The organism is Flavobacterium quisquiliarum (assembly GCF_019308285.1).
GTDB lineage: Bacteria > Bacteroidota > Bacteroidia > Flavobacteriales > Flavobacteriaceae > Flavobacterium > Flavobacterium quisquiliarum.
This window is the reverse complement of record NZ_WWEM01000040.1, coordinates 217413-233831: the sequence shown is the minus strand read 5'-3', so window position 1 is coordinate 233831 and position 16419 is coordinate 217413. Positions and strand designations below refer to the sequence as shown.

The 16419-nt window shown below is 32.1% G+C and carries 17 protein-coding genes; 12 read left to right on the top strand and 5 right to left on the bottom strand.

Translation table 11 applies throughout. From position 1 onward, the window contains the following. Positions 1-59 precede the first annotated feature (59 nt). Positions 60-725 (top strand): uracil-DNA glycosylase, encoded by a 666-nt coding sequence (locus GSY47_RS24545; protein ID WP_179004604.1) that lies wholly within the window; start codon positions 60-62, stop codon positions 723-725. A 180-nt stretch (positions 726-905) separates the two neighbouring features. Here GSY47_RS24545 and GSY47_RS24540 read toward each other — a convergent pair whose 3' ends face one another. From GSY47_RS24540 to porX, 5 genes are all read right to left on the bottom strand, one after another. Next, a complete protein-coding gene (locus tag GSY47_RS24540) occupies positions 906-1280 on the bottom strand; it encodes a DUF4258 domain-containing protein (protein WP_179004602.1) in 375 nt (124 codons plus the stop codon). 36 nt (positions 1281-1316) lie between these two features. Further along, entirely contained in the window at positions 1317-2516 is a 1200-nt protein-coding gene (locus GSY47_RS24535; RefSeq protein ID WP_179004600.1) for an alanine dehydrogenase, read from the bottom strand. Between the two features lie 99 nt (positions 2517-2615). Beyond that, positions 2616-3386, bottom strand: coding sequence for a DUF4262 domain-containing protein (locus GSY47_RS24530; RefSeq protein WP_179004598.1), 771 nt, complete (start codon positions 3384-3386; stop codon positions 2616-2618). 4 nt (positions 3387-3390) lie between these two features. Further along, on the bottom strand, positions 3391-3798 hold the full coding sequence (tsaE, locus tag GSY47_RS24525) for a tRNA (adenosine(37)-N6)-threonylcarbamoyltransferase complex ATPase subunit type 1 TsaE (RefSeq protein WP_179004596.1): 408 nt from the start codon (positions 3796-3798) through the stop codon (positions 3391-3393). 103 nt (positions 3799-3901) lie between these two features. Continuing rightward, positions 3902-5455 (bottom strand): T9SS response regulator signal transducer PorX, encoded by a 1554-nt coding sequence (porX, locus tag GSY47_RS24520; protein WP_179004594.1) that lies wholly within the window; start codon positions 5453-5455, stop codon positions 3902-3904. A 226-nt stretch (positions 5456-5681) separates the two neighbouring features. Between porX and GSY47_RS24515 the strand changes: the two genes are divergently transcribed. The 11 genes from GSY47_RS24515 to GSY47_RS24465 all read left to right on the top strand — a co-directional run bounded on the left by GSY47_RS24515 (position 5682) and on the right by GSY47_RS24465 (position 16236). Further along, positions 5682-6911 (top strand): HD domain-containing protein, encoded by a 1230-nt coding sequence (locus tag GSY47_RS24515; protein ID WP_179004592.1) that lies wholly within the window; start codon positions 5682-5684, stop codon positions 6909-6911. Between the two features lie 39 nt (positions 6912-6950). After that, entirely contained in the window at positions 6951-7994 is a 1044-nt protein-coding gene (lpxD, locus tag GSY47_RS24510; protein WP_179004590.1) for a UDP-3-O-(3-hydroxymyristoyl)glucosamine N-acyltransferase, read from the top strand. Further along, the gene (locus tag GSY47_RS24505; RefSeq protein ID WP_179004588.1) at positions 7987-9375 is read left to right on the top strand and encodes a bifunctional UDP-3-O-[3-hydroxymyristoyl] N-acetylglucosamine deacetylase/3-hydroxyacyl-ACP dehydratase; all 1389 of its coding nucleotides are present in this window, start codon (positions 7987-7989) and stop codon (positions 9373-9375) included. The genes lpxD and GSY47_RS24505 overlap by 8 nt, the downstream gene beginning before the upstream one ends. A gap of 74 nt (positions 9376-9449) precedes the next feature. After that, on the top strand, positions 9450-10235 hold the full coding sequence (lpxA, locus tag GSY47_RS24500) for an acyl-ACP--UDP-N-acetylglucosamine O-acyltransferase (RefSeq protein WP_095951251.1): 786 nt from the start codon (positions 9450-9452) through the stop codon (positions 10233-10235). A 123-nt stretch (positions 10236-10358) separates the two neighbouring features. Then, positions 10359-10925, top strand: coding sequence for an elongation factor P (gene efp / locus GSY47_RS24495; RefSeq protein WP_095929274.1), 567 nt, complete (start codon positions 10359-10361; stop codon positions 10923-10925). Between the two features lie 122 nt (positions 10926-11047). After that, positions 11048-11977 carry a UDP-3-O-(3-hydroxymyristoyl)glucosamine N-acyltransferase gene (locus GSY47_RS24490; RefSeq protein ID WP_179004586.1) on the top strand — a complete coding sequence of 310 codons (930 nt, stop codon included), beginning with the start codon at positions 11048-11050 and terminating at the stop codon, positions 11975-11977. A gap of 1 nt (position 11978) precedes the next feature. Beyond that, the gene (locus GSY47_RS24485) at positions 11979-12341 is read left to right on the top strand and encodes a nuclear transport factor 2 family protein (RefSeq protein ID WP_179004584.1); all 363 of its coding nucleotides are present in this window, start codon (positions 11979-11981) and stop codon (positions 12339-12341) included. A gap of 86 nt (positions 12342-12427) precedes the next feature. Further along, complete coding sequence (gene sucD, locus GSY47_RS24480; RefSeq protein WP_115887225.1) at positions 12428-13300, top strand: succinate--CoA ligase subunit alpha; 873 nt, start codon at positions 12428-12430, stop codon at positions 13298-13300. Between the two features lie 139 nt (positions 13301-13439). Beyond that, positions 13440-13868 carry a hypothetical protein gene (locus tag GSY47_RS24475; RefSeq protein ID WP_179004582.1) on the top strand — a complete coding sequence of 143 codons (429 nt, stop codon included), beginning with the start codon at positions 13440-13442 and terminating at the stop codon, positions 13866-13868. A gap of 556 nt (positions 13869-14424) precedes the next feature. Then, positions 14425-15030, top strand: coding sequence for an RNA polymerase sigma factor (locus GSY47_RS24470; protein WP_179004580.1), 606 nt, complete (start codon positions 14425-14427; stop codon positions 15028-15030). A gap of 90 nt (positions 15031-15120) precedes the next feature. Next, positions 15121-16236 (top strand): FecR family protein, encoded by a 1116-nt coding sequence (locus tag GSY47_RS24465; protein ID WP_179004578.1) that lies wholly within the window; start codon positions 15121-15123, stop codon positions 16234-16236. The last annotated feature ends 183 nt before the right edge of the window (positions 16237-16419 follow it).

The following is a 16419-nucleotide window of genomic DNA, read 5'->3' as shown; positions in this document are numbered from 1 at the left end:
ATGTTCGTATAAATATGATTTTTAGTATTAATTTCTGAAATTCGCAAAAAAAAAAAGTTATGGACGTAAAAATGCATTCTTCTTGGAAACCAGTTTTGAATGAAGAATTTGAAAAACCTTATTTCAATACTTTAATTGATTTTGTTAAATCAGAATATGCAACTAAAGTTTGTTATCCAAAAGGAAATCAGATTTTTTCGGCTTTTGATCATTGTCATTTTGATCAGGTAAAAGTGGTAATTATTGGACAAGATCCTTATCACGGACCAAATCAGGCAAATGGATTGTGTTTTTCAGTGAATGACGGAATTCCGTTTCCGCCATCTTTGTATAATATTTTTAGGGAAATCGAAACCGATTTGGGTAAGTCATTGCCAAAAACCGGAAATTTAGAACGATGGGCAGATCAGGGAGTTTTTCTTTTAAATGCTACTTTAACCGTAAGACAATCTGAAGCCGGAAGCCACCAAGGAAAAGGATGGGAAAAATTTACAGATGCTGTAATCAAACAAATTTCAGCCGAATCTGAAAATGTTGTTTTTTTACTTTGGGGTGGTTTTGCTCAGAAAAAAGCGGCTTTGATTGATGCTTCAAAACATCATATTTTAAAATCGGGGCATCCTTCACCATTAAGTGCCAATAGAGGATTCTGGTTTGGAAATAAGCATTTCAGCCAAACAAATGAATTCTTAAAATCTAAAGGATTGAAAGAAATTGAGTGGTAGCTTTTTTAAGTTGCAAAGTTTCAGAGTAACAAAGGGGCAAAGGGAAAAATTTTGCTTTTTTTTTCAATTTTGTCATTTCGACTAAAAGGAGAAATCGCACTAGAAGCTCTACAAAGATTGAATTTTACTTTGCGGAAATTCTAGTGCGATTTCTCCTTTTAGTCGAAATTGACAGAAAAATTATTTTTTTACAATTTCTTCTAAAACGGCTTTGTTTTCGTAATTCACCACTTTCAAGATAATCGGCTGATTTTTTACCGTTTTTCCTTCAATGATATAAAGTTTTCCTTTTTTAAACGGAACATTGCTTTGATCAAAATCTACATCTCCGTAAGTTAAAGTGTTTTTTACATCAGCAGTATCAACCCATTTTTCGGCTAGGGTTTGAACAGCTTTTTCTGAATATTGAAAAGGTTTTGTTCGAAGATTATTTAAAACTCGGGCATTTGGGAAATAATTGCAGCGGGTGTCTTTACCAATAAAAAATCCTGAAACAATAAAACAACCCATAATTAGGCCGATTAAGTAATATGCAAAACGGTGTACAAACTTCATGAAATAATTTTTTTGCAAAGGTACATTAAAGTTCCTTTAAAATACAAGTAAATTAATATCGTTATCAGGTAAATCAAACCAGTCGCCAATTGCTTTGTTTGTTAGGATTCCGTGATACAGATATATTCCATTTTTAAGTCCTTTGTTGCATCTTATGGCGCTCTCTAAACCACCATCTTCGGCTATCTGATGAAGATAAGGTGTTAAGATGTTACTTATTGATAATGAAGCAGTTTTAGAATAACGCGAAGGGATATTTGGGACACAATAGTGTAAAACGTTGTTTTTTATAAAGGTTGGTTTTTCGTGAGTTGTAACTTCTGAAGTTTCAAAACATCCTCCAGTATCAATACTGACGTCTACAATTACGGCGCCTTTTTTCATGTGTTCTACCATAGTTTCACTTACTACGATAGGACATCTTTCTTTTCCGCGCATGGCTCCAATGGCAACATCACAACGTCTTAAAGCTTTTAAAAGACCTTTTTGCTGTATGGTTGAAGTGAAAATTCTTTGGCTTAAATTATTCTGCAAACGACGCAATTTAGTAATTGAATTATCAAAAACTTTTACATTAGCGCCTAATCCAATTGCGGTTTTTGCAGCAAATTCGCCAACAGTTCCTGCGCCAAGAATTACAACTTCAGTAGGAGGAACGCCAGTTATGTTTCCAAATAAAAGTCCTTTCCCAAATTCATTTGTGATCATTAATTCGGCAGCAATTAAGATGGATGCAGTTCCGGCAATTTCGCTTAAAGATTTTACGGCAGGATATGATCCGTCTTCATCTTTAATATATTCAAAAGCTAAGGCAGTGATTTTCTTTTTTGCTAAAGCTTCGAAGTATTCTTTCTTTTTAGTTTTAAGCTGGATAGCAGAAATAATAACTGTTTCAGGATTTATCATTTCGATTTCTGCCAATGTAGGCGGTTCTACTTTTAGTAAAAACGGACAGCCAAAAACTCTTTTAGTGTCTTTTGTAATTTCTGCACCGGCATCTGCGTATTCCTTGTCTGTATAACTTGAACTTTCTCCAGCTCCAGACTCAATCATAACGCGGTGTCCTTCGTAAGTTAAGGAATTTACGGCATCCGGTGTAAGGCAGATACGGCGCTCCTGGTAACTTGTTTCCTTTGGAATTCCAATAAATAGTTCTCTTTTAAAACGACCAACCTCAAGTTTTTCTTCCTGAGGTATTAATTGTTGTTTTGTAAACGGAGTTAAGGTAATTGACATGGATAGTGCGAAAAATTAAAGGTACAAATTACGTAAAAAGTTTTAAAATTAATGCAAAAATTCTGCTAATACTGTAAATGGGAATGTTAAGATATTTTATTATTCTTCATTGTCATATTCAACTTTATTTCTCACCCATTCGTCTCCAATGAATTTTCTTTCTGCTTCTTCTCCATAATTAAGGTCAAAGAGTTTGTTAAGTGTTTTATCTTTTAAGATTATTTGTTCTAAAGCAACAATGATGATATTTTCGGTTGAAATTTCGTCATCTGTCAAAAACTGCCAATCTCCATCTTCGTCGTGTACAACCCTAATGATTGGTTTTTCTGTATCTAACCATTGTCTAGTTGTGAAAGCAGTAAGGTTTTTAGGTTCGTTAAATTTGAAATCGATGTTTCTGTCTAACAAAGGTTGCTTGTAAAGAAATTCTTCTTCGAAATTTTCCTCCCAAGGAAATTTATCATTTCGATCTGTCCAAACCAATTGCAAGGCGGTAAAATCTTCTTTCTCGTAGTAATTAATTGCACTACCAAAATAGTCTTGAATATTTTTTGGATGAACTTTTAGGAATTCAGATCTGCTATGTTCAAAAATGTTTGAGTAATTTTTCTTTTCGGTAATTTTTTCATTTTGCTTGACTATCTCGGCAACATCATTTATAATTTCATGTAAAAGAGATTTTGACAATCCAAAACAAATAATTTCTGGATGATTGTATTTTTGCCAAAGTCCAATACTGTAAGCAAATGAAGGTAAATAATCAGTCGCTTCTATGATTATAACTTGCAGGCCATATTTTTCAATATTGATTTTAATGTTATTCATTAAATCATCAAAATCAATACAATTGTGATTATGTTCTTCTGACATGATGTTAATTCAGATTCAATTCTCTTTTTCCGTCAGCTAGCAATTCGATGTTAATAGTAGAATGTTCTTCTGGAATCAAACTTGCTATTTTTTCCGACCATTCAATAAAACACCAATTTCCTGAATATAAATAATCGTCGACACCCATATCTAGAGCTTCGGTTTCTTTATTCAATCGATAAAAATCAAAGTGATAAACTACTTGATTGTTAACAGCATAATACTCATTTACTAATGAAAATGTTGGACTGCTGGTTGCATCTTCAACTCCTAAAGTTTTGCATAATTGCTTAATTAATGTAGTTTTTCCAACTCCCATTTCTCCATTAAAAAGGATAATTTTTTTAGGATTTGAATCTATAATCTGCTGTGCAACTTCTTGAATTTGATCTAATGAAAAAACGATGTTCATTGTATGTTTTATTTTTGCCACGAATTTCACGAATTTTCACGAATTATTTTTTTCTTTTAAATTTAAATTAGTGTCAATTCGTGAAATTCGTGGCGATAAATTTTTATTTCGGATTAAATACCAAAAACGGAATAATCATTTCTTCTAATGAAATTCCGCCATGCTGGTACGTGTTTTTATAATAACTCACATAATGGTTGTAGTTGTTTACATAGGCTAAGAAAAAATCATTTTTAGCAAAAATAAACGAACTACTCATATTTATAGCTGGAAGACCAATTGTTTTAGGTTCTTTCACTACGTATACATCTTTTTGTTCGTATGTCAAACTACGCCCTGTTTTGTAACGCAAATTTAGACTTGTATTTTTATCTCCCACAACTTTCGACGGATTTTTTACATTTATTGTTCCGTGGTCAGTTGTCAGGATTAATTTGAATCCTAAAAGCTGTGCCTGCTGAATGATTTCTAATAGTGGGGAATTTTTAAACCAGCTTAATGTCAGCGAACGATATGCTTTGTCGTCTGATGCTAATTCTTTTACGACTTCCATTTCAGTTTTAGCGTGCGAGAGCATGTCGACAAAATTGTAAACTACCGTGACTAAGTCGTTTCCTTTTAAAGCTTTAAAGTTCTCGGCTAACTTTTTACCTCCAGAATAATTTGTGATTTTGAAATAATCTTCCTTAATATTTAAGCCTAAACGCTTTAATTGCGCTGAAAGAAATTCTGCTTCATATAGGTTTTTTCCTCCATCTTCCACATCATTTTTCCAGTATTGAGGGAATTGTTTTTCCATTTCAACCGGCATTAAACCTGAGAAAATTGAATTTCGGGCGTATTGCGTAGCGGTTGGAAGGATAGAATAATAAGGAACTTCTTTTTCTAATTTGTAATAATTTGATACTACACTTTCAAAGGATTTCCATTGATCGTATCTCAGATTGTCAATTACAACAAAAAGAACTGGTTTATCTTTCTTTTTAAGTTCAGGAACTACTAATTCTTTAAATAAAGTATGAGACTGTATAGGTTTATCTGCTTTTGGTGCGAACCAATCTTCATAATTTCGTTCAATGAATTTTCCAAATTGCGAATTAGCTTCTACTTTTTGAGATTCCAGAATTTCGATCATCGCAGTGTCATTGATATCTTCGAGTTTTAATTCCCAGAACAATAATTTTTTATACAACTCGATCCAATCTTCATAAGAATTAACCATTGCTAATTCCATTGCAATTTTTCTGAATTCCTTTTGATAATCTAAAGTAGTTTTTTCAGTAATTAACCTTGAATCATCCAGATTTTTCTTTAAGCTTAATAGAATCTGATTCGGATTAACCGGTTTAATTAAATAATCGGCGATTTTAGAACCTATGGCTTCTTCCATAATATATTCTTCCTCACTTTTGGTAATCATAATCATGGGAATCGCTGATTTTTTTTCTTTCATTTCAGAAAGGGTTTCCAAACCGCTCATTCCAGGCATGTTCTCATCCAGAAAAACAATATCGAAATTATCTTCTTCAAATAAGGCAATCGCATCGAGGCCGTTATTACAAGTAGTAACTTCGTAGTTTTTCTTTTCTAGAAATAATATGTGGGGCTTTAAAAGATCGATTTCATCATCGACCCAAAGTATTTTGATCTTATCCATAAAACAAATTAATTTATTACTGCAATTTAAAAGTAATAGAACTTAAAAACTATTAAAAATAGTATAAAATTACTAAAGCTGAACTATGAATTAAATTTAAATTTTAACATTTTTTAATCTATTTTATTGATAATCATCATAATTTCGACTTTCATTTTTAAATAAAAAACACCAATCTCTTTATACTTATTTACTTATATTTGTTGACCTAAAAAATATCGCACTAGTGACTCATATCAACAAACTTAAAATATTCAACGATCCTATATATGGTTTTATAACGATTCCGAATGAGCTGGTTTACGATTTAATTCAGCATCCGTATTTTCAACGTTTACGTAGAATTTCTCAAATGGGATTATCGTATTTGGTGTATCCAGGTGCAAACCATACTCGTTTTCATCACGCGTTAGGATGTATGCATTTGATGAAAAAAGCGATTGATACGCTTCGTTTTAAAGATGTTGTAATTTCTGAAGAAGAAGAAAATGCTTTATTAATCGCGATTTTACTTCACGATATTGGACACGGACCATTTTCTCATGCAATGGAAAGAAGTATTGTGGAAGATGTACATCATGAGGCTATTTCCTTATTATTTATGAACCAACTTAACGAGGAATTTGATGGGAAATTGAGTTTAGCCATTCAGGTTTTTAAAGGGGAGTATCATAGAAAATTCATGTTGCAGCTGATTTCAAGTCAATTGGATATGGATCGAATGGATTACTTAAAACGTGATAGCTTTTATACAGGAGTTGCAGAAGGAAATGTGAATTCTGAACGTTTGATTCAGATGATGAATGTGGAGAACGATGTTTTGGTTATTGAAGAAAAAGGAATTTATTCAGTAGAGAAATTTTTGCTTTCTAGAAGGTTAATGTATTGGCAGGCTTATTTGCATAAAACCAGTTTAGTTGCTGAATTAATTTTGATGAAAGTCCTTAAAAGAGCGAAAGAATTGACGTTAAAAGGAGTTAAGTTACCTTGTAGTGAGCCACTTTCGTATTTTATGCACAATAAAATTACGCTTGAAGATTTTGATGCCGAAAAACTGGATTTATTTTCTCAATTAGATGATTTTGATATTATAAGCGCCTTAAAAGCTTGGCAGAAACATAATGATTTCATACTTTCTACTTTAAGTAAAATGATCATTAACAGGGATTTGTTGAAAATTAAGTTAAGTGCAGAAAAGATTCCGGTGGAAGAATCACAGTCTTTGAAAGAAGAATTTGCAGAAGCACATCATATTTCGGCTGTAGATGCAGGTTATTTTATTTTTAGAGGAAAAATTAAAAATCAAGCTTACAGTAAAGAAGCAGAACCTATTCGAATTTTGAAAAAAGATAAAACAATTGAAGATGTTGTAGAAGCTTCTGACCAGCTGAATTTGAAATCGTTATCTAAATTGGTCACAAAATATTATATCTGTTTCCCAAAACAACTTATCTAAAATTAACATTTAAAACCTATTTTTTATATTTTTGTCGCGATGAAATTTACAGCAGAACAAATAGCAGGAATTTTAGAAGGAGAAGTTGTTGGGAATCTCAATGCAGAGGTTTCTAAGCTTTCTAAAATTGAAGAAGGCGAGGAGGGATCGCTTACTTTTTTGGCTAATCCAAAGTATATCAATTATATATATACGACCAAAGCGACAGTGACAATAGTTAATGATAGCTTTATTCCCGAACAAGAAATTACTACTACTTTAATAAAAGTAGAAGATGCTTATGCAGCGTTTTCTAAACTTTTACACTTCTATAATCAGGTAAAACTAAATAAAAACGGTATCGAACCTCAATCTTTTATGTCAGAGGGAACTAAATACGGTGAAAACTTATATTTAGGAAGTTTTAGTTACATTGGACAAAATGTAGTTTTAGGTGATAATGTTAAGATTTATCCAAATAGTTTTATTGGAGATAATGTTGTTATTGGTAATAATGTATTCATTTTTGCCGGAGCAAAAATATATTCTGAAACTGTAATTGGTAATAATTGTACAGTTCACTCAGGTGTTATCATCGGAGCTGATGGTTTTGGTTTTGCACCAAATGAAAACGGAGAATATAGCAAAGTACCTCAAATCGGTAATGTGATTATAGAAGACAATGTTGATATCGGCGCAAATACAACTATTGATAGAGCAACTCTTGGTTCTACAATAATTAGACAAGGAGTTAAGTTAGACAATCAGATTCAGATTGCTCACAATGTAGAAATCGGAAAGAATACGGTTATAGCTGCTCAAAGCGGTGTTGCAGGCTCTACAAAAATTGGAGAAAACTGTATGATAGGAGGGCAGGTAGGTATTGCAGGTCATTTAACTATAGGAAATAATGTTAGGCTTCAGGCACAGTCTGGAGTTGCTAGAAATATTAAAGATGATGAAGTGTTACAAGGAACTCCATCTCTTGGATATACGGAATTTAATAAATCCTATGTTCACTTTAAAAATCTTCCTAAAATAGTGGCTGAAGTTCAAGAATTAAAAAAACAAATAATAAACCCAAAAAATGGAAATAATGGTTAAACAGAAGACCATCAAAAATGAAATTTCACTAACAGGAGTTGGATTGCATACTGGAAAAGAAGTTACAATGACTTTTAAACCTGCTCCCGTTAATAATGGTTTCACTTTTGTAAGAGTAGATTTGCAAGGTCAACCAGTCATTGAGGCTGATGCTAATTATGTTGTTAATACTCAAAGAGGAACAAATCTTGAGAAATTAGGAGTAAAAATTCAAACACCTGAACATGTTTTAGCTGCAGTAGTTGGCTGCGATTTGGATAATATTATTATTGAATTGAATGCCTCTGAACTTCCAATTATGGATGGTTCATCAAAATATTTTGTTGAAGCTATTGAAAAAGCTGGTATTGAAGAACAAGATGCGCAACGTAATGTTTATGTGGTAAAAGAAGTAATTTCATTTACTGACGAAGCTACAGGAAGCGAAATCTTGGTTATGCCAAGCGATGAATATCAAGTAACTGCAATGGTTGATTTTGGTACTAAAGTTTTAGGTACTCAAAATGCAACTTTAAAAAGTTTAGCTGATTTTAAAGAAGAAATTGCTAGTTCTAGAACTTTTAGTTTCTTACATGAATTAGAATCATTATTAGAACATGGTCTAATTAAAGGTGGCGATTTAAACAATGCAATCGTATATGTAGACAAAGAAATCTCTGAATCTACAATGGAAAATTTAAAGAAAGCATTTGGTAAAGATGAAATTTCTGTAAAACCAAATGGTGTTTTAGATAACCTTACATTACACTATCCAAACGAAGCGGCAAGACACAAATTACTTGATGTTATTGGAGATTTATCTTTAATTGGCGTTCGTATTCAAGGAAAAATTATTGCCAACAAACCAGGGCACTTTGTAAATACTCAATTTGCAAAAAAACTGGCTAAAATTATCAAAATAGAACAGAGAAATCATGTTCCTACTTATGATTTACATCAAGAACCATTGATGGATATTCATAAAATTATGGCGATGCTTCCTCACAGACCTCCATTTTTGTTGATTGATAGAATTATCGAAATGTCAGATCGTCACGTGGTTGGATTAAAAAATGTTACTATGAACGAAAATTTCTTCGTAGGACACTTTCCGGAAGCTCCAGTTATGCCGGGGGTTTTAATTGTAGAAGCAATGGCACAAACTGGTGGAATCTTAGTATTAAGTACAGTTCCAGATCCAGAAAATTATTTAACATACTTTATGAAGATTGACAACGTTAAATTTAAGCATAAAGTGTTGCCAGGAGATACATTAATTTTTAAATGCGAATTGATTTCTCCTATCAGAAGAGGAATTTGTCATATGCAAGCAAATGCTTATGCGAATGGTAAATTAGTAACTGAGGCAGAATTAATGGCACAAATTGCAAGAAAACAATAATAAATTATCAAATTTATTGTTTAGGTTTGTTGCCTCAAATTAGAATATTTTAATTAAAAATATAAAACATACAGATGAATCAACCATTAGCATATGTTCATCCTGGCGCTAAAATCGCTAAAAATGTTGTAATCGAACCATTTACAACAATTCACAATAATGTTGTTATTGGTGATGGTACTTGGATTGGTTCAAACGTGACCATTATGGAAGGTGCTCGAATAGGAAAAAATTGTAATATTTTTCCAGGAGCAGTAATTTCAGCTGTGCCACAAGATTTAAAATTTGGCGGTGAAGATTCTTTAGCAATTATCGGTGATAATTGTACTATCAGAGAATGTGTAACTATTAATAGAGGAACAATTGCTTCTGGACAGACTGTAATTGGAAATAATTGCCTAGTAATGGCTTATGCTCACATAGCGCACGACTGTGAAATTGGAAATAATGCAATTATCGTTAATGGTGTTGCTTTAGCTGGTCACGTAGTTGTAGGGAATCATGCGGTTATTGGCGGTTTAGCAGCTATTCATCAATTTATTCATATTGGAGATCACGCAATGATTTCTGGTGGATCTTTGGTAAGAAAAGATGTTCCTCCTTTTACAAAAGCGGCAAAAGAACCATTGTCTTATGTTGGAATTAACTCTGTTGGTTTAAGAAGAAGAGGATTCAGTACTGAAAAAATTAGAGAAATTCAGGAAATCTATAGAATTTTATATCAAAAGAATTATAATACAACTCAAGCTTTAAGTATTATTGAAGCTGAAATGGAAGCGACTCCTGAAAGAGATGAAATTCTTGATTTTATCAGAAATTCTTCTCGAGGGATTATGAAAGGTTACTCTGGAAACTATTAATTTTAGTCCCGATAGCTATCGGGATAGATTTCTGAATTATAAATTATAAATAAAAAATAAATATGTAGATCGATTTTTTTTAATCTAAAATCTACATTCTAAAATCTAAAATAAAAAAACAAAATGGCATCTACATCAGATATTAGAAACGGATTGTGTATTAAATTTAATCACGATATCTATAAAATTATTGAATTTCTTCACGTAAAACCTGGAAAAGGTCCAGCTTTCGTAAGAACAAAATTGAAAAGCTTAACTTCAGGCAAAGTATTAGATAATACTTTTTCTGCAGGTCACAAAATTGACGTTATCCGAGTTGAAACACATACATTTCAATATTTGTATCCAGAAGGTGATGAATTTCACTTTATGAATGCTGAAACGTTTGAACAAATTTCTTTAAACAAAAACATTTTGGACGCTCCAGATTTGTTAAAAGAAGGAACAAACGTAATGGTTCAAATCAATACAGAAACTGATTTACCATTATCAGTGGATATGCCAGCATCTGTAATTCTTGAAGTTACTTATGCTGAACCAGGTGTAAAAGGAAATACTGCTACAAATGCAACGAAAAATGCTACAGTAGAAACTGGTGCTAACATCAACGTTCCTTTGTTCATTAATGAAGGAGATAAAATTAAAATCGATACGGCTTCAGGTTCTTACATGGAGCGTGTAAAAGAATAATTTTTTTTAATTAAGATAATTTGACAATGAGTCAGTTAGATGATTTATGAATCGACATATTTTTGTATATTCATATTCTAATTGACTCATTTTCTAATTGACAAATTTTCTAATTATACTATATGAAATTTCAAAAGATTCATTCTTTACAAGAAATTGCAAATTTGCTTAACTGCAAATTTATTGGTGACAAAGACTTCCAAGTTTTAGGCATGAACGAGATACATGTGGTTGAGCCAGGTGATATTGTTTTTGTTGACCATCCAAAATATTATGACAAAGCTTTACAATCGGCAGCAACCATTGTTTTGATCAACAAAGAAGTGGATTGCCCAGAAGGTAAGGCTCTTTTAATTTCTGATGATCCATTTAGAGATTTCAATATTCTGACCAAACACTTTAAGCCTTTTCAATTTGCAAATGTTGCTATTGCACCCACAGCAGAAATAGGAGAGGGAACTATTATTCAGCCTAATACTTTTGTTGGTAATCACGTAAAAATTGGAAAGAATTGTTTGATTCATTCTAATGTATCCATTTACGATCATACTATTATTGGTGATAATGTAATTATTCATGCAGGAACTATTTTAGGAGCTGACGCCTTTTATTATAAAAAACGTCCTGAGGGCTTCGATCAGCTGGTTTCAGGTGGAAGAGTAGTTATTGAAGATAATGTTGGCATTGGAGCACTTTGTACAATTGACAAAGGAGTTACAGGCGATACAACTATTGGAGCAGGAACAAAATTAGATAATCAGGTTCATGTTGGACATGATACTGTTATCGGTAGAAAATGTTTAATAGCTTCACAGACTGGTATTGCTGGCTGTGTAATTATTGAAGATGAAGTTACGATGTGGGGTCAGGTTGGAACAACTAGTGGTATTACTATCGGTACAAAAGCGGTGGTAATGGGACAGACGGGTGTGACAAAATCAGTTGAAGGAGGAAAATCTTATTTTGGTACTCCAATTGAAGAATCTAGAGAGAAATTGAAACAATTAGCCAATATTAAGAAGATTCCTGAAATTTTAAGTAAATTGAAGTAATATGTCTATTAAAGAATTTGTTCAGAAATTTTATAAGTCAGATGCCTTAATTGATAGCGAAATTTTAAAAACATATCTGCATCCTGACGTTACGCTTGAATGGAACAGCAGTAAAGGTTTTATTCGGATGGATTATGACTCGATAATCGAAATGGCCAACGAACTTAGTCGTGCTTATGTACGTTCTAAAGTTAGAATTAGTCATATTATTAGCGAAGATGATTTAGTATCAGTGCGTTATTCTCATTTTGTAAAAACAATTGAGAATCCTAGAGAAGAGATGCTTCTGGCACATTTTTCAACGATTTGGCAGATAAAAGATGATAAACTTTATAGAGGTTATCAAATGAGTCAATTTTCTTAATATTTTTTTGACAATAAAAGAGGCAAAATACATTACAAAACCTTATTTTTGCAACACAAATTTAAAAACTACATAAAATATATATCATGAGTGTTTTAGTTAATAAAGATTCCAAAATAATTGTTCAGGGATTTACAGGAAGCGAAGGAACTTTCCACGCTTCTCAAATGATTGAGTACGGTACTAATGTTGTTGGAGGTGTTACTCCAGGAAAAGGTGGAACAAGCCACTTGGACCGTCCGGTTTTTAATACAGTAAAAGACGCTGTTGATCAGGCTGGAGCAGATACTTCTATCATTTTCGTTCCGCCAGCTTTTGCTGCTGATGCAATTATGGAAGCTGCTGATGCTGGAATTAAAGTAATTATTGCTATTACAGAAGGAATTCCTGTAGCAGATATGATTAAAGCAAATAATTATGTTAAAGAAAGAAATTCTAGATTAATTGGTCCAAACTGCCCAGGTGTTATTACTCCAGGTGAGGCTAAAGTTGGAATTATGCCAGGTTTCGTTTTCAAGAAAGGAAATGTTGGTATTGTTTCTAAATCTGGAACTTTAACTTACGAAGCTGCTGACCAAGTTGTAAAACAAGGTTTAGGAATCACTACAGCTATTGGTATTGGTGGAGATCCAATCATTGGAACTACAACTAAAGAAGCTGTTGAATTATTAATGAACGATCCAGAGACTGAAGCTATCATCATGATTGGTGAAATTGGAGGTCAATTAGAAGCTGATGCTGCTAAATGGGTAAAAGCTGATGGTAACCGTAAACCAGTTATTGGATTTATCGCTGGAGAAACTGCTCCTGCTGGTAGAACAATGGGTCACGCAGGTGCTATTGTTGGTGGTTCTGATGATACAGCTGCAGCTAAAAAACAAATCATGAGAGACAACGGAATTCACGTTGTTGATTCACCAGCTGAAATTGGTAAAAAAGTAAAAGAAGTACTTGGATAATCTCCAGATATTCAAAATAACAAATTCCAAAAAAGTCTCAATATTTGTTGAGACTTTTTTACATTTTAAAAACTGAGGTATATATCGAAAAAACTTAGCATCTCAGAACCTCAGTATCTTAGAAGCTAGAAAAGAAAATATGAGTAAAGAATTAGAAAAATTTAAAGTAAGCAACAGTTTTACTTTTACAGTTGAAGATAGTTTAGAAGAAGTTTGCAATGCACCAGAAGGAAGTGCTGGTGTTTTTGTTGTTTATGCTGTTGAAGGAACAGAGAAAGAATTAATTATGGTTGGATCTACAGGAACTGTTCAGAATGACGGAACTTTAAAAAGCAAAAATGGCGGACTATACGATAAAATCGTAAACGGACACCAATTTGCTAAAACAGGAAGAAAATATTCTTGGCCAGCTCAAATGAAATTAGAAAACATTGCTGCCCTTGAAGTAGTTTGGTACGAAACTTTTACTGGAGATGTAAAAGCAATTCCAACTGCTGTTGAAGGACAGGTTTTGCAAAATTTCTTAGATGAAAATGCAAAATTACCTAGATGGAATGTAGCTTTTTAAAAAGAGAAACTTAATGAAATATCAAGAAGCCTTACTAATTATAGTAAGGCTTTTTTGTTGAAGTAATAATCGATTTCATTTAATCATAAGTACTATCTAAAACTTCAAATTTATTTACTATATCAAATTTGTAGGAATTGGCTAAAATGCCGTATTCGGTATTTTAATGATGAAGTATGTAATTCTATTTAGTTAATTAAAATTTAAGATATGGTAAATTTAAGATTAAGTAAAAAAAAGACCGCGAATACTGACGAATTTAGAAAAAGCTCCATTTTTTTTGTAATAATTGGTTTTTTAACATTAGCTTTTCTATATTTATCACACAAAAACAAAAAATAATGTTAAAATTTGATTCATTTTGTATGAATTAAATCTTCTTTTCATGTAAAAATCTTGTTTATTTTTTGTTAATAGCAAGAGATTAAAAAGAAGATGAGATTTTTTTTAAAGAATCAAATGAAAAGCCAATTTTAATAAATGTAATTAACGTGTTGTTTCAAGAAAGTTTACTTTTTTGAATGATTTGATTTTTACGCCTCAAAGTTTCTGCATTATGAGCCACATTTTAAAAAACAAAGTGTTAGACGATTTTATTCTTTGGAGTAATTTGAAAAACGGTGACGAAAGATCATTCTCTTTACTTTTTGAAAAGTATTATAGAGATTTAATCAATTATGGAAATTCACTTTGTCCATTTGCTGAAAAAGTTCAGGATTGTATTCAGGATGTCTTTGCTGACATCTGGCTTTATCGTGCATCATTACTTGATAATGTTATAGTTAAAGCTTATTTGCTTTCTAGTGTTAGAAAGAGAATTGCAAGGCTACATGAAAGAGATTATATTTTTAAAAAAACAACAACTACCGATGTTTTAGAATTTTTATTTGATTTTTCTATAGAAAATGCATTAGTCGAAGATGAAGTTACAGCCGAACGTGTTTTACACTTGAATAAATTATTAAATGATTTACCAGGGCGCCAGAAAGAAGCGCTATATCTTCGTTATCATCAAGGTTTAAGTGTAGATCAGATTGCTGAACTTTTAGAAGTGAATTATCAATCTGCCAACAATTTATTGCATCGTGGTTTGCTAAGTCTTCGTAAAGAATGGAAAGGAAGTATTCCTCTGTTAATCCTTATATATTCTGGGCTTTTGTAATTTTTTAAGAAAAAATCAAAAAAAAATCTTAAATAAGTGAGTATATAATATAAAAACTGTCCTCTATGTTTTTGTAACCTTAATAATAAGATGCAAAAACGTAATAATTATACCGAAATAGAAGACTTCTTAGCTGATGAATCTTTTCAATTATGGATTTTATCTAAAATTGATGAACAAGGCTGGGAAGAATGGACTTTAGAAAATCTTCAAAGAGCCAAACTGGTTGAAGATGCAAGGCTTTTACTTTTAGCCATGCGAGTACCCGACTCAAAATTATCTTCGAGTCAAGTTCATGAAGCGCTGCAACTGACTTGGCAAAGAATTGAACAAAGAGAAGCACTTTCTCAAGAAACTTTAAAAATAAAAAGACTTAGAACAATCAGATACTGGGGAACTGGAATTGCAGCAGCAATTTTGGTTGGTTTATTCTCTGCTTGGTTTTTTAAAAATGATATTTTACCACACGATAACATAGTAACTTACAATGAGTTAGTTGAGGAAAATAATGAAGGATTGGTAGAACAAACCAACAATACCGAAAAATCTCAAACCATTACATTATCAGATGGCAGTTCAGTTTTGTTACAACCTAATAGTAAATTAAGCTACCCGAAAATCTTTACTGGGAACGAAAGAAAGGTTTATTTGTCTGGTGAAGGTTTCTTTGAAATTAGTAAAAATCCCAAAAAGCCTTTTTTTGTGTATGCTAATGAAATTGTAACACGTGTTGTAGGGACCAGTTTCAGAATAAAAGCGTATCCAGATCAGCAAAATGTAGAAGTTTTGGTGAGAACAGGTAAAGTAAGAGTAAAATCTAATGATATGGTTCGTTCCGTTGAAAATGAAGAAATTATTTTGCTTCCTAATCAGGCTGTTCGATTTGCGCGTAAAGATTTTGTTTTTAATAAAATTACAAACATTACAGCGGATCCAATCTTAGTTAATAGTGTCACTAATATTGAACAATTAAGTTTCGAGTTTACTGATATCCCAGTTGCCCAAATACTTGAAACAATTGAGCAGGCCTATTTAGTAGATATTGATTTTCCAAATGATAAATTAAAAGACTGCCGTTTAACTACTTCATTAAGTGATCAGCCATTGGCAGAAAAACTAAAAATTATCTGTAAAAGTATTGGCAATGATACCAACTATGAAATGAATGGGAATCAGATTGTAATTACGACTTCTGGCTGTAACTAGAGAGTTTTAATTCAATTAAAAAATAAATAAAAAAGCCAAAATTAAACTGATTGTCTAAAACTAAAATAATAAGATACCTGCCTATGTAGAAAATAAACGCATGAAAAAAGTGCCGAATATGCTGTAACATTTTCGACACTTAAAATTTAGTAAATCACTCTCTGTAAAGAGTAATTTATGATG

Coding starts and splice junctions, on each gene's coding strand:
- porX (WP_179004594.1), bottom strand. CDS start 5,455: ATGGATAAGATCAAAATACTTTGGGTCGATGATGAAATCGATCTTTTA.
- GSY47_RS24465 (WP_179004578.1), top strand. CDS start 15,121: ATGCAAAAACGTAATAATTATACCGAAATAGAAGACTTCTTAGCTGAT.
- GSY47_RS24470 (WP_179004580.1), top strand. CDS start 14,425: ATGAGCCACATTTTAAAAAACAAAGTGTTAGACGATTTTATTCTTTGG.
- sucD (WP_115887225.1), top strand. CDS start 12,428: ATGAGTGTTTTAGTTAATAAAGATTCCAAAATAATTGTTCAGGGATTT.
- efp (WP_095929274.1), top strand. CDS start 10,359: ATGGCATCTACATCAGATATTAGAAACGGATTGTGTATTAAATTTAAT.
- GSY47_RS24530 (WP_179004598.1), bottom strand. CDS start 3,386: ATGTCAGAAGAACATAATCACAATTGTATTGATTTTGATGATTTAATG.
- GSY47_RS24535 (WP_179004600.1), bottom strand. CDS start 2,516: ATGTCAATTACCTTAACTCCGTTTACAAAACAACAATTAATACCTCAG.
- tsaE (WP_179004596.1), bottom strand. CDS start 3,798: ATGAACATCGTTTTTTCATTAGATCAAATTCAAGAAGTTGCACAGCAG.
- GSY47_RS24545 (WP_179004604.1), top strand. CDS start 60: ATGGACGTAAAAATGCATTCTTCTTGGAAACCAGTTTTGAATGAAGAA.
- GSY47_RS24475 (WP_179004582.1), top strand. CDS start 13,440: ATGAGTAAAGAATTAGAAAAATTTAAAGTAAGCAACAGTTTTACTTTT.
- GSY47_RS24540 (WP_179004602.1), bottom strand. CDS start 1,280: ATGAAGTTTGTACACCGTTTTGCATATTACTTAATCGGCCTAATTATG.
- lpxA (WP_095951251.1), top strand. CDS start 9,450: ATGAATCAACCATTAGCATATGTTCATCCTGGCGCTAAAATCGCTAAA.
- GSY47_RS24490 (WP_179004586.1), top strand. CDS start 11,048: ATGAAATTTCAAAAGATTCATTCTTTACAAGAAATTGCAAATTTGCTT.
- GSY47_RS24505 (WP_179004588.1), top strand. CDS start 7,987: ATGGTTAAACAGAAGACCATCAAAAATGAAATTTCACTAACAGGAGTT.
- GSY47_RS24485 (WP_179004584.1), top strand. CDS start 11,979: ATGTCTATTAAAGAATTTGTTCAGAAATTTTATAAGTCAGATGCCTTA.
- lpxD (WP_179004590.1), top strand. CDS start 6,951: ATGAAATTTACAGCAGAACAAATAGCAGGAATTTTAGAAGGAGAAGTT.